General features: G+C 39.3%; 10 protein-coding genes. 8 read left to right on the top strand and 2 right to left on the bottom strand.

The genetic code is table 11. The features are described from left to right. Positions 1-63: 63 nt before the first annotated feature. Positions 64-282 (bottom strand): glutaredoxin-like protein NrdH, encoded by a 219-nt coding sequence (nrdH, locus tag GMD5S_RS0205260; RefSeq protein WP_000259240.1) that lies wholly within the window; start codon positions 280-282, stop codon positions 64-66. A gap of 654 nt (positions 283-936) precedes the next feature. Here nrdH and GMD5S_RS0205255 point away from each other — a divergent pair. From GMD5S_RS0205255 to GMD5S_RS0205230, 6 genes are all read left to right on the top strand, one after another. Then, positions 937-2,157, top strand: a complete 1,221-nt coding sequence (locus GMD5S_RS0205255) for an alpha/beta hydrolase family protein (protein WP_000661899.1) — start codon at positions 937-939, stop codon at positions 2,155-2,157. 461 nt (positions 2,158-2,618) lie between these two features. Further along, on the top strand, positions 2,619-2,882 hold the full coding sequence (locus GMD5S_RS0205250; protein WP_000146948.1) for a phosphocarrier protein HPr: 264 nt from the start codon (positions 2,619-2,621) through the stop codon (positions 2,880-2,882). A 5-nt stretch (positions 2,883-2,887) separates the two neighbouring features. Beyond that, positions 2,888-4,621 carry a phosphoenolpyruvate--protein phosphotransferase gene (gene ptsP, locus GMD5S_RS0205245; RefSeq protein WP_008289239.1) on the top strand — a complete coding sequence of 578 codons (1,734 nt, stop codon included), beginning with the start codon at positions 2,888-2,890 and terminating at the stop codon, positions 4,619-4,621. Between the two features lie 245 nt (positions 4,622-4,866). Further along, positions 4,867-7,377, top strand: coding sequence for a pneumococcal-type histidine triad protein (locus tag GMD5S_RS0205240; RefSeq protein WP_000700242.1), 2,511 nt, complete (start codon positions 4,867-4,869; stop codon positions 7,375-7,377). Between the two features lie 195 nt (positions 7,378-7,572). Further along, the gene (locus GMD5S_RS0205235; protein WP_000747440.1) at positions 7,573-8,490 is read left to right on the top strand and encodes a metal ABC transporter substrate-binding protein; all 918 of its coding nucleotides are present in this window, start codon (positions 7,573-7,575) and stop codon (positions 8,488-8,490) included. Between the two features lie 13 nt (positions 8,491-8,503). Further along, a complete protein-coding gene (locus tag GMD5S_RS0205230) occupies positions 8,504-11,551 on the top strand; it encodes a pneumococcal-type histidine triad protein (protein ID WP_000731456.1) in 3,048 nt (1,015 codons plus the stop codon). Between the two features lie 36 nt (positions 11,552-11,587). Here the strand turns inward: GMD5S_RS0205230 and pepT are convergent, their stop codons facing one another. Further along, on the bottom strand, positions 11,588-12,811 hold the full coding sequence (gene pepT, locus GMD5S_RS0205225) for a peptidase T (RefSeq protein ID WP_000222029.1): 1,224 nt from the start codon (positions 12,809-12,811) through the stop codon (positions 11,588-11,590). Positions 12,812-13,168: 357 nt separating this feature from the next. Here pepT and pitA point away from each other — a divergent pair, with 357 nt between their 5' ends. Both pitA and sipA read left to right on the top strand, forming a co-directional pair. Beyond that, positions 13,169-15,727: a PI-2 pilus tip adhesin PitA gene (gene pitA, locus GMD5S_RS0205220; protein ID WP_001026090.1), complete on the top strand. Its 2,559-nt coding sequence runs from the start codon at positions 13,169-13,171 to the stop codon at positions 15,725-15,727. Beyond that, positions 15,727-16,278: a PI-2 pilus system signal peptidase SipA gene (sipA, locus tag GMD5S_RS0205215; RefSeq protein ID WP_000924790.1), complete on the top strand. Its 552-nt coding sequence runs from the start codon at positions 15,727-15,729 to the stop codon at positions 16,276-16,278. Before pitA ends, sipA begins: the two co-directional genes overlap by 1 nt. The last annotated feature ends 36 nt before the right edge of the window (positions 16,279-16,314 follow it).

The raw sequence follows: 16,314 nt of genomic DNA, 5'->3' as shown, positions 1-16,314 counted from the left end.
ATTACAAAAGAAAGGCCTCTAAGTTAGCCCTAGAAGCAATCTCTTCTGGATGATGTACTAAGATTATGCTAATTGTTTTAGTTTTCCTGGTTGGAAGCCTGAAAAGACTTCAGTTGGTGTTTGGATAACAGGAGCTGCGCTGAAACCGAGCTCTTTAACTTGATCGATGTACTCTGGTTGCTCGTCGAGATTGATCTCACGATAAGCGACATTGTTGCTGTCCAAGAAACGCTTGGTCATCTTACATTGGACACAGTTGTTTTTAGAATAAACGGTTACCATTTTCGTAACTCCTCTTTCAAAATAGATTACTTTCTTAGTATATCAGAAAAAAAAACTTTGTCAAACTTTTTAAACTAAATCTTGTGCTAAAAAGTTACAGTTTCAAAAACAAAGCACAAGATATAGTGTTTTGTCAGAGTGTAAAATTGGGTTTTCATTGAACTATCAAAGTTTATCAAAACAAAAAAACTATATACTGTATATTGGTAAGATAAATAGAAGATTTTCAGCAAGTTATCAGAAAGGAAAACGAAGAAAATAGCAAAAATCGTAAGAACAGGAATAAGTCTAGCTGAGACAATACTTTAATAAAATAGAAACTGTAATATTTACGAAAAAAAGAAATTTTCTACACAAGATGTCCCAATATTTTGTATTAGAATATCTAAAATATAACCAAAGTGGAAATGACAGATTATGATGTATTCATAAAAATGGATCATTGGTTAATTTTATATAGGATACTTATGAGTTTCGTATCCTTTCATAAGGAGTATATAAATACAATGTTTGAAAAAGTTCATTTTATGTGATACACTATCTGTGATTATAAGATTAAAAAATGGATATCTGAATGCTTTTGTTTGATAGAGAATGTTATCAGATTATAATTAGATTAAATGAATGAAAGAACACAGAATTAGGAGGCGCGTGGTGAAAGAAAATGATGTTATTTTAAAACGGCAATCGACTCAAATATTTTTTAAGAATGGTGATACGGATTTTTTCTTCAATTGGTTGTTAGGAATCGGTGAAATTTTTGGTTTCTCTCATGGAGAGCTTTATTATCTTGCTCAAAGATTGGGGAACTCACCAAAGCCTGATGACTGGAAAAATGTATTTTTATCGCATGTAAACTACCTTGAACAAGAAGCAAGTAATTCAGGATTGAGTGAACAAACAAAGGCGCAGTATTATCTTGCACAGACCTACTCACTTCGCTCGGCAATCCAATTTACCGATCCATTTTCTGAAGAGTATTTACCGACCGTTCGTCAAATGGAGAAGGTGTTTTCTAGTGCAATTCATTCACTAGGTGCACCGATTGAAAAATTAACTATTCCCTATCAGGGTTCTTACTTGCCTGGTTATTATCTTCATAGCGACGATAATTGCCCAACGATAATCATGATTGGTGGAGGTGATACTTATCGCGAAGATTTATTTTACTTTGCAGGATATCCTGGATGGATACGAAATTATAATGTTTTAATGGTTGATCTTCCTGGTCAAGGGAGCAATCCTAGTAGAGGGCTGGTCTTTGATGTGGATGCTTCTATTCCAATTTCATTATGCATAGACTGGTTGGAAAATAGAAATCCTAAACTAAATTATTTAGCTATTTATGGTGTCAGCGGAGGGGGATATTTTACTGCACAAGCTGTCGAAAAGGATCCAAGAATTCATGCTTGGATTGCTAGTACCCCTATTTACGACGTTGCAGAACTTTTCAGAAAAGAATTTGGATCAAGTTTGAAAGCACCTAGTTGGTTAATAAATGCCATTTTAAAATTAGCTGGAAATTGGAATGAATCAGCAAATTTAAATCTTAAAAAGTATGCATGGCAGTTTGGTACTTCTGATTTTAAGAGTGCTATTGATGATGTATTTAACCATGCAAAGATTGTGGATTACCAAAAAATTCAATGCCCATGCCTTTTTATCATGGGAAAGGGTGAGGGTGCTGAACTGCAGCATCAAACTAAGGTGATTTATGAAGAACTTAAATCTAAAAATCAACAAACTAAACTTCAAGTATTTGAGGCGGAAAGTGGTGCGGACGCTCATTGCCAAGTCAATAATCTAAGACTCGCCCATAATGTCGTTTTTGATTGGTTGGATACTTTATTTGAATGGAATCAATCAAAGTTTTAGTTCTACTTATACCACTTAGATATATCTACCTTTTTACTGTTAGGGGCTACAAACTTATTTTACTTTAAGTAGCAAATTGGATAAATTCTCTACTGTTGATGGTAAGAGTAGGTTTTAGAATTTCAGGATTTGATGAAGTCTTTTCAAATAATGGATTTACTGAGTTATATTAATTATAGTTAAATAGTATTATTTCATTATTTACTAGGATTGTCCTCTGATTGGTATTAAGGGAAAATAGCTTTGAAAATTGAATTTTGATGATGACATTCTTTGAACAATTAGTGTTTAGATATGCTATTTAGTTACTAGAGTGCTCATTTAATAGAAAAAGAAGTAATTTCATTTTCAGTAAAAGTCCATAAAATACTTGAAAAATTATCTAGAAGGTGATATAATACAGTCTTGTAAGGGTTATCACATATAACTCAAAAAAGAAATAACTAAAGGAGAGTCAAACTATGGCTTCTAAAGATTTCCACGTAGTGGCAGAAACAGGTATTCACGCGCGTCCAGCAACATTGTTGGTTCAAACAGCTAGCAAATTTGCTTCAGATATCACTCTTGAATACAAAGGTAAATCAGTAAATCTTAAATCTATCATGGGTGTTATGAGTCTTGGTGTTGGCCAAGGTGCTGACGTTACAATTTCAGCTGAAGGTGCAGATGCTGACGACGCAATCGCTGCTATCACTGAAACTATGGAAAAAGAAGGATTGGCATAAGGAAAATGACAGAAATGCTTAAAGGAATCGCAGCATCTGATGGTGTTGCAGTTGCAAAAGCATATCTACTCGTTCAACCGGATTTGTCATTTGAGACTATTACAGTCGAAGATACAAACGCAGAAGAAGCTCGCCTTGATGCCGCTCTACAAGCATCACAAGACGAGCTTTCTGTTATTCGCGAGAAAGCAGTAGGTACGCTCGGTGAAGAAGCAGCTCAAGTTTTTGACGCTCACTTAATGGTGCTTGCTGATCCTGAAATGATCAGCCAAATTAAAGAAACTATCCGTGCGAAGAAAGTGAATGCAGAAGCAGGTCTGAAAGAAGTAACAGACATGTTTATCACTATCTTTGAAGGAATGGAAGACAACCCATACATGCAAGAACGCGCAGCGGATATCCGCGACGTGACAAAACGTGTATTGGCAAACCTCCTTGGTAAAAAATTGCCAAACCCAGCTTCTATCAATGAAGAAGTAATCGTGATTGCGCATGACTTGACTCCTTCAGATACAGCTCAGTTGGACAAAAACTTTGTAAAAGCTTTTGTAACCAACATTGGTGGACGTACAAGCCACTCAGCTATCATGGCGCGTACGCTTGAAATTGCAGCAGTATTGGGTACAAACAATATCACTGAAATCGTTAAAGATGGTGACATTCTTGCCGTTAACGGTATCACAGGTGAAGTTATTATCAACCCAACTGATGAGCAGGCGGCTGAATTCAAGGCTGCTGGTGAAGCTTATGCGAAACAAAAAGCTGAATGGGCTCTCTTGAAAGATGCTAAAACAGTAACTGCTGATGGCAAACACTTTGAATTGGCTGCCAACATCGGTACTCCAAAAGACGTTGAAGGTGTCAATGACAACGGTGCTGAAGCTGTTGGTCTTTACCGTACAGAGTTCTTGTACATGGATTCTCAAGACTTCCCAACAGAAGACGAGCAATACGAAGCTTACAAGGCTGTACTTGAAGGAATGAACGGTAAACCTGTTGTCGTTCGTACAATGGATATCGGTGGAGATAAGGAACTTCCTTACTTCGATATGCCTCACGAAATGAACCCATTCCTTGGATTCCGTGCCCTTCGTATCTCTATCTCTGAGACTGGAGATGCTATGTTCCGCACACAAATCCGTGCCCTTCTTCGTGCGTCTGTTCACGGTCAATTGCGTATCATGTTCCCAATGGTTGCGCTCTTGAAAGAATTCCGTGCAGCGAAAGCAGTCTTTGACGAAGAAAAAGCAAACCTTCTTGCTGAAGGTGTTGCAGTTGCGGATAATATCCAAGTTGGTATCATGATCGAAATCCCAGCAGCAGCAATGCTTGCAGACCAATTTGCTAAAGAAGTTGACTTCTTCTCAATTGGTACAAACGACTTGATCCAATACACAATGGCAGCAGACCGTATGAACGAACAAGTTTCATACCTTTACCAACCATACAACCCATCAATCCTTCGTTTGATTAACAACGTTATCAAAGCAGCTCACGCTGAAGGTAAATGGGCAGGTATGTGTGGTGAGATGGCTGGTGACCAACAGGCTGTTCCACTTCTTGTCGGAATGGGCTTGGATGAGTTCTCTATGTCAGCAACATCTGTACTTCGTACACGTAGCTTGATGAAGAAACTCGATACAGTTAAGATGGAAGAGTACGCAAACCGTGCACTTACAGAATGCTCAACAATGGAAGAAGTTCTTGAACTTCAAAAAGAATACGTTAATTTTGATTAATCAAAAAATCCTTGCAACCCAGTTGCAGGGATTTTTTTTAAGAACTTTCAAGAAAATCTTTCTTATATAAACTCCATTCTAGAGAAAGTAGCGGTGAAGAACAAAAAATACTTAACTGGTTCATAAAATTCTTGACAAGTTGCAAATTTAGGAGTAAACTATTAACCAGTTAAGTAATAGAGAGGAGTTTCTGCAATTTAGAAATGAATTGCAAATAGAAATATTAAAAAAGAAAGAGAGTTTCGATGAAAATTAATAAAAAATACCTTGCTGGTTCTGCGGCAGCTTTAATTTTAAGTGTCTGTTCTTATGAATTGGGACTGTATCAAGCTAGAACGGTCAAGGAAAATAACCGTGTTTCCTATATAGATGGAAAACAGGCTGCGCAAAAAACAGAGAATTTGACACCTGATGAAGTCAGTAAAAAAGAAGGTATTAATGCCGAGCAAATCGTCATCAAGATAACAGACCAAGGCTATGTCACTTCACATGGTGACCACTATCATTACTATAATGGCAAAGTCCCTTATGATGCTATCATCAGTGAAGAGTTGCTGATGAAGGATCCAAACTACCAGCTCAAGGACGAGGATATTATCAGTGAAATCAAGGGTGGTTATGTGATCAAGGTAGATGGAAAATACTATGTTTACCTTAAGGATTCAACCCATGCGGATAATGTCCGTACGAAAGAAGAAATCAATCGGCAAAAACAAGAACATAGTCAGCATCGTGAAAGAGGGACTTCAGCAAACGATGGTGCGGTAGCCTTGGCACGTTCACAGGGACGCTACACCACAGATGATGGTTACATCTTTAATGCATCCGATATCATTGAAGATACTGGTGATGCTTATATCGTTCCTCATGGCGACCATTACCATTACATTCCTAAGAGTGAGTTATCAGCCAGCGAATTGGCTGCTGCAGAAGCCTTTCTATCTGGTAGAAGTGGCCAATCAAAGGCGCCTACTTATCGCCGTACCAATAACAACAGTGCTAGCAGCGATGTAGATAGATGGAGCCCATCCTATAATAACCAAGGCAGTGGCTATACGAACACGAACACATCTAACAACAGTAGTGACGATAGTCAAGCAAGTCAAAGTGATGAGGATATTGATAGCCTTCTGAAACAACTTTACGCCTTGCCGCTCAGCCAACGACACGTAGAATCTGATGGCCTTGTCTTCGACCCAGCACAGATTACAAGTCGAACAGCTAGAGGAGTTGCTGTGCCTCATGGGAACCATTACCATTTCATCCCCTATTCACAGATGTCTGAATTGGAAGAACGAATCGCTCGCATCATCCCACTTCGCTATCGTTCGAACCATTGGGTGCCGGATTCAAGACCAGAACAACCGACTCCGGAACCTAGTCCAAGCCCGCAACCTGCACCAAATCCTCAACCAACTCCAAGCAATCCAATTGATGAAAAATTAGTTAAACAGGCTATTCGAAAAGTAGCTGACGGCTATGTCTTTGAGGAGAATGGAACCTCACGTTATATTCCTGCCAAGAAGCTTTCAGCAGAAACAGCAGCAGCAATTGATAGTAAACTAGCCAAGCAAGAAAGTTTGTCTCATAAACTCGGAGCTAAGAAAACCAATCTCCCATCTGGTGATCGAGGATTTTACAATAAGGCTTATGATTTACTAGCAAGAATTTATCAGGACTTACTTGATAATAAAGGTCGTAAAGTTGATTTTGACGCTTTGGATAAACTGTTGGAACGTTTAAATGATGAAAGCAGTGATAAAGTTAAGTTGGTCGAAGATATACTTGCATTTCTAGCACCGATTCGTCATCCAGAACGTCTAGGAAAACCAAATGCGCAAATTGCCTACACTGATGATGAGATTCAGGTAGCCAAGTTGGCAGGCAAGTATACAACAGAAGATGGCTATATCTTTGATCCCCGTGATATCACCAGTGATGAGGGGGATGCCTATGTAACTCCACATATGACCCATAGTCATTGGATTAAGAAAGATAGTTTGTCTGAAGCCGAAAGAGCGGCAGCCCAGGCTTATGCTAAAGAGAAAGGTTTAACACCTCCTTCGACAGGAAATACAGAGACTAAAGGAGCAGAAGCTATCTACAACCGCGTGAAAGCAGCTAAGAAGGTGCCTCTTGATCGTATGCCTTACAATCTCCAACATACCGTGGAAGTTAAAAACGGTAGTTTAATCATTCCTCATTATGATCATTACCATAACATCAAATTTGAGTGGTTTGACGAAGGACTTTATGAGGCACCTAAGGGGTATAGTCTAGAAGATCTCTTTGCGACTGTGAAGTACTATGTCGAACATCCAAACGAACGTCCGCATTCAGATAGTGGTTGGGGAAATGCAAGTGACCATGTTCAAAGAAACCAAAATGGTCAAGCTGATAACAATCATACGGATAAACCATCAGTAGAGAAACCTCGGGCAGACAAACCTGAGGAAGAAAAGCCGCGCGAAGAGAAGCCTCAAAGTGAGAAACCAGAATCTCCAAAACCAACTGAGGAGCCGGAAGAAGAATTACCAGAGGAACCAGAAGAACCTCAGGTCGAGACTGAAAAGGTTGAAGCGAAGTTGAGAGAGGCTGAAGAGCTACTTGCAAAGATCCAAGACCCCATTATCAAGTCCAATGCCAAAGAAACTCTCACTGGCTTAAAAAATAACCTGCTATTTGGTGCTCAGGATAACAATACCATTATGGCTGAAGCTGAAAAGTTGTTGGCTTTATTAAAGGAGAGCAAGTAAAGGTAGAAGCATTTTCTAGATCCTAAAAACAGGATAGGAGAACTAGAAAAGTTAAAATCGAAAATGAGAATAGAATGTAAGTTCTAGTTCTCATTTTTTTCATGAAAATGTGAAAAATATCTTGACATATAGTGTAAATAAAGATAAACTATTTACTAGTTAATTAAATGGTTAAATACTAGTTAAGGAGTAATGATGAAAAAAAGAACAATTCTACTATTAATGGCAAGTCTGTTGATTCTTGTCTTAGGAGCATGTAGCCAAAAAGAAAAACAAGAATCAAAAGGGATGAAGATTGTCACAAGTTTTTACCCAATCTATGCCATGGTCAAAGAGGTATCAGGTGACTTGAATGATGTACGGATGATTCAGTCAAGTAGTGGGATTCACTCCTTTGAACCATCAGCAAATGACATTGCTGCCATTTATGATGCGGATGTCTTTGTCTATCACTCTCATACGCTCGAATCTTGGGCTGGAAGTCTAGATCCTAACTTGAAAAATTCAAAAGTTAAGGTTTTAGAAGCTTCTGAAGGGATGACGTTGGAGCGTGTACCGGGCTTAGAAGATGTAGAAGCTGGTGACGGCATCGATGAAAAAACACTCTACGACCCTCACACTTGGTTAGATCCAGAAAAAGCAGGTGAAGAAGCTCAGATTATCGCTGACAAACTTTCGGAGATTGATAGTTCTAATAAGGAAACGTATCAAAAGAATGCTAAAAACTTTATCGCTAAAGCCCAAGAATTGACTAAGAAGTACCAGCCTATTTTTGAAAAAGCGAGTCAAAAGACCTTTGTTACACAACACACAGCCTTTTCTTATCTCGCTAAACGCTTTGGTTTGAAACAACTTGGTATAGCAGGGATTTCCCCTGAACAAGAACCAAGTCCGAGACAACTAACAGAAATTCAGGAATTCGTTAAGACCTATAAGGTTAAAACCATCTTTACTGAGAGCAATGCTTCTTCTAAAGTCGCTGAGACCTTGGTCAAATCAACAGGAGTTAGCCTAAAGACACTCAATCCTTTAGAAGCAGATCCTGAAAATGACAAAACTTACTTAGAAAATCTAGAAGAAAACATGAATGTTCTTGCAGAAGAATTAAAATGAGGAGATGATGAAAATGAAGAAGAAATACCTTGCAGCAGGATCGGCTCTTGTCCTTTCCCTAAGCCTTTGCATCTATGCATTGAACCAACACCAGGTAGAAGGAAACAAAGATAATAACCGTGTGTCTTATGTCGATGGGAAGCAAGATTCTCAAAAAACAGAGACCCAGACACCAGATCAAGTTAGCAAAAAAGAAGATATTCAGGCTGAACAAATTGTCGTGAAAATCACCGATCAAGGTTATGTGACTTCACATGGTGATCATTTCCATTATTACAATGGTAAAGTTCCTTTTGACGCGATTTTCAGCGAAGAACTGTTGATGAAAGATGCCAATTATCAACTGAAAGACGCTGATATTGTCAACGAAATCAAAGGTGGCTACATTATCAAGGTTGATGGTAAGTATTATGTCTACCTTAAAGATGCGGCTCATGCTGATAATATTCGTACGAAGGACGAAATTGAACGCCAAAAACAAGGTCATACTCACGATGCACCAACTTCTAACAGTGCAGTGACACTTGCGCGATCACAAGGCCGTTATACTACCGACGATGGCTACATCTTTAATCCATCTGATATTATAGAGGATACTGGTGATGCTTATATCGTTCCTCATGGTGGACATTACCACTACATTCCAAAGAGTTCCTTGTCTGCTAGCGAATTAGCTGCTGCTCAAGCTTACCTTTCTGGAACTAGAAAACAACCGACTGTGACGGACTATCGTCCTAGTCCAAACGCAACTGGTCAAACTACCAACCCAAGTCAACAGGCTGAAACACCAAGTAATCAAGCTGAGAGTCTTCAAAGTCTATTGCAGCAACTCTATGCTCTTCCAAGTAGTCAACGTTATGCTGAATCAGATGGCTTGATTTTTGACCCTGCTAAGATTTCGAGCAGAACACCAAGTGGCGTAGCGATTCCACACGGAAATCACTATCATTTCATCCCATATACAAAACTTTCTGCCTTGGAAGAAAAGATTGCACGTATGATTCCTTTATCTAGCGACAGTGGGAAGCCAACACCTTTGGAAAATCCAAGCAAACCAGCAGAACATCCAGCTCAACCAGATCATCATCATGACCAAGACGGTGACCATGGAAGTCAGGATACCAACCATGAAGACCATGACCATGATGGAGAGGAGCATGACCACCACCACGGTGAAGAACATGATCATGGTTTTGCAGCTGACCGTGTTATTAGTGAAGATGAGCAAGGTTTTGTAGTTTCTCATGGAGATCACGCTCATTATTTCTTTAAGAAGGACTTGACTGCAGCCCAAATCAAAGCTGCCCAAGATCACTTGAAAGAAAATCATCAGTCTCAGCACGTTCAACCACTTGCAAAGACTGTGGAAAGTTTCTCAAGAGATGCTAGCGATGAAGAAAAAATCAAGTATATCTCACAGACCTACGGGGTTCCGCTCGAAGCGATTCGTATTTCAAACGGCTTCTTTGTCTTTGGAAATCCGGATCAAGCCTATGATCCAACCCATATCCATCCTTATGCTGTTCGAAAAGAACATGTTCGTATTCCTCTCCAAACTGGAAATCCAGAACTGGATTTCCTAAATGAACTTTATACGACTGCCCTACGTGATGGGGTGTCTCCTTATAGTTTGCAAGTAGAGAATGGTAGCTTTGTGATTCCTCACGGTGATCACAATCACTACATTAAGGTTCAGACAAATGGCTATGAAGTAGCTTTGAAAAATAAGATTCCGGCCCTACAATCGACCTATCAACCTGGAGCATTTGATGAACAAACAGTTCTATCTAAGGTGGATCAACTTTTAGCAGATAGCAGAAGTCTCTACAAAGACCAGCCAATCATGCAGAGACGGGTTGAACTTGCTTTGGGGCAGTTCACCGAAAATATGAAAAAATTGGCAACAAACTCAACTGCTGGATACCTAGCAGCATTGGATCTCTTTAATAAACAGTATATCCATGTGGACCAAAATGTGGCACCGGTTGAAACTTCACCTTTAGATAAGAAGTACCAAGCTCTAGTAGATAAGATCAATACATTGGATACAGATACTTATGGCTTGCCTAAGAAAGATCTTTTGGTACATTTGCAGGAAGCAAAACTAGCACAGGATGAGACAGAGTTGGCTGTCATTGAAGCGAAACTGCAGGCCTTGCAAGATTTCCGAGATCGGACAGGGGTTACAACAGTAGAGTACATCAAGTACTTCTACGAACATGTGTCTGATGGTCGTTTGAGAGAAGAACTTCGGAACCGTGTTGCCAAGTTGACATGGGAACTTTACCAGTCACAATCTTTCCTCAAAGCAACCGACTTGAACAAGTTATTCCCAACTATTTACCAAACTAAGTTAGAAGTAGAAGAAGCTCTCAAAGAAGAACCCGTTTCTACAAAAGTTGGTAAGACTATTCTAGATACGGAAAAAGTAGATAGTCAAACTGCTAAGACCGCCATCTATGAATTCCTAAAAGAACTCTACGGTGATTTTATGCCAGAAGAGCGGGTTAGTCATGTTAAGAAGGAAGAAGTGGATGCTCTCCTAACTAAAGCTGCCCAACTCCTAGCACGTGTCAAAGAAGATGGTGTCAAACAATCCCTAGCTGAAGAAGCAGCTAATATCAAAGCGGCTACTGAAAAGGAAAATGCAGACCTTGACGAAGCTAAAACACAACTTGAGGATCTTTTAAATCGTATTGCAGCGACTATCCAACGAGAGAAAAAAGAAGCAGAACAAGATCCACAAACGGTGATTATCTACCAAAAACTCTATAATATCTTGCTCTCTCTTCACAAGTACTTAGAGGATAACAAAGGATCTGATGCTGACTTTGAACGTGTCGATGCCCTTTTTGATCAACTCGCAGCTAAAAGTAGTGATAAAGAAGGTCTCCTCACTCTAGCTAAAGAAATCATTAGCTTGAACCAAGAACTTCGTTCAAAAGCAAGTGAAACTGACAGTCAATCTAAGTCTGAGAAAGGCAGTGAAACAACTGCTTCTCAATCAAGCGAAAAGCAAGAGAAAAGTGAGACTGAGCCAAGTGCTCAACCAAACGAATAAAAAGAAAGACGAAGTAGCTGAGCTACCTCGTCTTTTTTAGTCTTTATAAGCTACAATACCAATGATGGTATCCACCGCACGCTCCATGGTCTGAAGACTGACGTATTCAAAACGTCCATGCATGTTTTCACCACCAGCAAAGATATTAGGAGTTGGGATCCCCATAAAGGAAATCTTAGACCCATCTGTTCCACCACGAATCGGTTCGATAATTGGCGCGATCCCTAAATCTTCCATAACAGCTTTAGCAATGGTAACGGGTGTCATGTCTTTCTCGATGACTTCTTTCATATTGTAGTACTGGTCTGTCAGAGTCAAGCTAACGCGATCATTCCCAAGCTCTTGATTCATCTTGTCAGCGATGGCTTGCATAGCTGCTTTACGAGCTTCAAAGGCATCTTTTTCAAAGTCACGGATGATGTAGCTTGCACGCGCCTCCTCGACACTACCTGTCACATCCATAAGATGATAGAAACCTTGATAACCATCTGTCAATTCAGGTCGGTCATTCTCTGGAAGTTGATTATGAAAATCAATCGCTAGCTGAAGGGCATTGACCATCTGTCCTTTAGCAGTACCAGGGTGAACATTGCGCCCTTGGAAATGAAGCTCAGCAGCAGCTGCTGAGAAAGTTTCATACTGAAGCTCACCTAGCGGACCACCATCAACAGTATAGGCAAAGTCAACGTTAAAGTCTTCAGCATCAAATTTGTTAGCTCCAACACCGATTTCTTCATCTGGTCCAAAACCAACTCGAATCTCACAGTGTTTGATTTCGGGATGAGCAGTCAGATATTCAATAGCAGTCATAATTTCAGCAATCCCTGACTTGTCATCAGCACCCAGCAAGGTCGTGCCATCAGTTGTGATAAGCGTTTGGCCTGGATATTTCTCAAGGCTCTTGAAATCAGCAGGATCGAGTTTAAATCCAGAATCACCCAAGTCGATAACTCCACCATCGTAATTTTCAATGACTTGCGGATTAACTCCCTCAGCATTAAAATCAGCAGTATCCATGTGGGAGATGAAGCCAATCTTGCGTGTAAGGCTGGGATCATTAGCTGGTAAGGTACCAATAGCAAAACCATTTGGAAGGTAGTAGACGTTTTGCAGACCGACACGTTTCATTTCAGGAATAAGAACATTGGTCGCAAAATCTACCTGGCTTTGCGTACTTGGAGTAGTAGTAGAGTGTTCATCAGAACGCGTATTGACCTTAACGTAGGTCAAGAAACGATCTAAAAGGTTCGGATAAGTCATAAAAACTCCTTTAACAATCATAAAATAGAATGCAAACTTCGGAAAAACCTTATTCTGAAAATTTCATGAATTTTGAAAAAATATAATAATTCAAATTCAATAGACTTTCAAATGAAATTTTGGATATTCTAGAATAAAATATATGCATTGATATTTTATGAGATTTTTTTATTCTTTTTTCATTTTACCATAGAATAGTTTGAAAGACAAAGAAGAATCATACTCTTTTATTAATTAACATAATATAAAATTAATCATATTAATTGACACTGCGTGAACTTTATTGTACAATTATCTTGTAAATGTCCTAGATTGATATAGTAACAATATTAGTACATTCTAGTTAAGGAGAATAAAATGAACATTCGCTTCGATTTTAAGAAAGTTCAAATTATTGCACGCCGTTTAGTTACACTGTTAGCTATTCTCTTTTTGTGTGCTCCGATAAGTCTGTTAAATGCTGATTCTACTACAGAACCTCAGACAACCCTTCATAAAACAATTACTCCGATATCAGGACAGGATGACAAGTATGAGTTGTCATTGGATATCACGTCCAAACTGGGAACGGAGACCCAAACGGATCCCTTGGATGTTGTTTTAGTAGCAGACCTCTCAGGAAGTATGCAGAATCAGGATGTCCAATCTTTTGATGGACGGACGATCAGTCGGATTGACGCATTGAAAAATACTCTAAAAGGAACAAATGGTCGTAAGGGCTTAATTGATACCATTCTATCCAATTCTAATAACCGTTTATCTATGGTAGGATTTGGTGGGAAAATAGATAACCAACGTTACAATAGTTATTATCAATGGCCAGCTTGGGCGGGGTACTTTTCTGGTATTTCCTCTCATGATGATGCTAAGACAGTATTAAACTGGAGCAATGATGTTCAAGGAGCCAAAAGAATGGTTTCTAGAATGTCTGTTGATAATAGTGGTGATTCGATTGGTTACGAAGGAGGAATAGGTACAGGTACAAATATTGGAGCAGGACTTCAGTCAGCAACAGAATTACTTCAGTCAGCCAGATCAAGTGCAAAAAAGGTTGTTATTCTTTTGTCAGATGGTTTTGCGAACATGTACTACGATACTAGAGGTTATACGATCTACAATTGGAGCAATAATGATGGTGTAACAGAAATAGCTCCATCGTGGTATCAAACCAATCTAAACACGTTTACTGAAACAGTTTCTGGTTATCTTGCTCCCAAGATTGATGGATTTTATTCTATCAAATTCCGCTACTCTAATAGTACAGATAGTATTTCTAAACTAAAAGAGTACATTGGTAGTTATAATTCTTCCATTCCAAACGAAATATTATCCGCTAACAATGAAAGGGAATTGAGAGAACAATTTAAGGAAATCACCAAGAAAATCCTTCCCCTAGGTGTTCACCATGTGACCATCAAGGATGTTTTGTCCAAATATGTTCAACTTCTTCCCGATAACAGTTCAAATATTCGAGTTGTAAAAATCGAAAACGATAAAGAGGAAACCTTGGGATCAGATAAGGTTACGCTGGAAACAAGGAAGAATGAAAATGGTCTGGTCGAAGTAACAGCAAAATTTAATCCTAACTACATTCTTGATGATGGTGTGAAGTACGCCCTCAAATTTACTGTTACATCAAGTCAAGATGCCTTAGATGCCATTGCTGGTGATAAAAAACTAGAGGCCGGTGATGCTGAAGGTTCTGATGTCAATAAACTCTACTCCAATAAAGGTGCCAGTGTCACCTATTCCTATGGAATAGGCACCTACCAAACCAAGACCAAAGAATACTCTGACAACCCAACCTTTAAGCCTTCAGATCCATTAACGGTACCAGTGGAAGTTGAATGGCAAGGTGTGACGGGTGCGAGAACTGTTATTACAGCTGATCAACCGAGTAATGTTGAACTGAAACTGGTTCAAAAGAACAAGAACAGAGGTTCTGACAATCAAGAATATCGAAAGACCAATGTGAATGTTAGAAAAAACGTATCTAATGAAACGAGGAACTTTGAAAAAGTTGCCAAAGGATATCAATACGATTTAATTGCACCGGACGTCCCAGCCTTTACCAAAGAAATAAAAAATGTTGGTACAGAAACTAAACCATCCTTTAAGGTAATCTATAAACAATTGCCAAGTCTGACGATTAAGAAAGTGTTGGAAGCTGAAAGTAACTTGAACAAAGAGTTTAGAATTAAGGTAAAACTAACCTCTCCTGATTCTACGCCATTGAATGGAACTTTTGGCGAGATAACTGTTGTAAATGGAGAAGCGGAGATCCGTGTCGAAAAACGAAAACGTTGGAAAGGTATTCTAAGCTATCTTCCTCGAGGAACCCATTACAAAGTTGAAGAAGAAGCGGCATCAACGAACGGTTACCACGTTACATATGAGAATCAAGAGGGCGATCTGAATAAAGACGAGACCAGCACTGTTACGAATCACAAGCTTCCAAGTTTATCAGTCACAAAAAAAGTTACAGGCGTATTTGCCAACTTATTAAAATCCTTCAAGATTACCATTAACATCAGGGATGCTCAGAACAGTCCACTGAATGGAACCTATACTGCAACGGTGAATAATAAAAGAACCCCTCTGCAATTTACGAATGGTCGAGCGTCTATAGATCTCAGTAAAGACCAAACCATAAAAATTGATGGACTTCCACTCGATAGTCACTACACTATTGAAGAGGAATCAAACTCTTCTCGTGGATATCAGGTATCTTATGAAAATCAAGAAGGCAAACTGGATGGGGATAAGTCCGCGACAGTCACGAATAATAAGAATAGCGTGCCTGAAACCGGAGTTGACTTCCTCAGCAGTACACTCGTGTTAGGAATAATCCTTCCTCTAGGGGGAATCTTCTTTACAATCCTACTCGGATATCTAGTGGTACATAGGAGAAAATAATGCTACTTAAAAAGAAACATAAGAAAACAGTAACACAAGTCAATCGGGATAAGTCTCCGCCGAGTGTATGGGGAGATATCCTCTACTTAGTCAGTAAGCTTCTGATGGTTGGGTTTGTACTGGCCACCCTTTACTTTTTTGTCTTTGGACTATTGAGATACAATGACGATGGCATGAAGCCAGCCTTAAAAGATGGCGACTTGGTTGTCTACTATAGGTTGGATAAACGTTATTCGATTGGTGATCTGCTTGTCTATAGTTATAAAGGTAAGGAAAGAGTGGCGCGTGTCATTGCAACCGAAGGAAGTACGATCGATATAAACGAAAATGGTCTCATCATCAACGGTTCTCCTCAACAAGAGCAGGATATCTACAAAGAAACGCTGCTCTATAAGGAAGGGGCTACCTTCCCAATGAAAGTCCCAGCAGGACAACTCTTTGTCCTCGGAGACAATCGAACAACGGCTGTAGATAGCCGTGCTTTTGGAACCATTCCTATACAGGATACCCATGGCAAGGTGGTAACAGTCCTAAGGCGACGGGGCTTTTGATGACAATTTATGAAAAAAGAAATTAAAAAATAAAAG

Origin of the sequence: Streptococcus sp. GMD5S, from assembly GCF_000298715.2 — a bacterium.
Taxonomy (GTDB): Bacteria; Bacillota; Bacilli; order Lactobacillales; family Streptococcaceae; genus Streptococcus.
This window is presented reverse-complemented; position numbering and strand designations above follow the sequence as displayed.

What these genes read in the sequence shown, in the direction of transcription:
- GMD5S_RS0205235 (WP_000747440.1), top strand. Translation starts at nt 7,573, where the DNA reads ATGAAAAAAAGAACAATTCTACTATTAATGGCAAGTCTGTTGATTCTT.
- GMD5S_RS0205230 (WP_000731456.1), top strand. Translation starts at nt 8,504, where the DNA reads ATGAAGAAGAAATACCTTGCAGCAGGATCGGCTCTTGTCCTTTCCCTA.
- nrdH (WP_000259240.1), bottom strand. Translation starts at nt 282, where the DNA reads ATGGTAACCGTTTATTCTAAAAACAACTGTGTCCAATGTAAGATGACC.
- pitA (WP_001026090.1), top strand. Translation starts at nt 13,169, where the DNA reads ATGAACATTCGCTTCGATTTTAAGAAAGTTCAAATTATTGCACGCCGT.
- pepT (WP_000222029.1), bottom strand. Translation starts at nt 12,811, where the DNA reads ATGACTTATCCGAACCTTTTAGATCGTTTCTTGACCTACGTTAAGGTC.
- GMD5S_RS0205240 (WP_000700242.1), top strand. Translation starts at nt 4,867, where the DNA reads ATGAAAATTAATAAAAAATACCTTGCTGGTTCTGCGGCAGCTTTAATT.
- ptsP (WP_008289239.1), top strand. Translation starts at nt 2,888, where the DNA reads ATGACAGAAATGCTTAAAGGAATCGCAGCATCTGATGGTGTTGCAGTT.
- sipA (WP_000924790.1), top strand. Translation starts at nt 15,727, where the DNA reads ATGCTACTTAAAAAGAAACATAAGAAAACAGTAACACAAGTCAATCGG.
- GMD5S_RS0205250 (WP_000146948.1), top strand. Translation starts at nt 2,619, where the DNA reads ATGGCTTCTAAAGATTTCCACGTAGTGGCAGAAACAGGTATTCACGCG.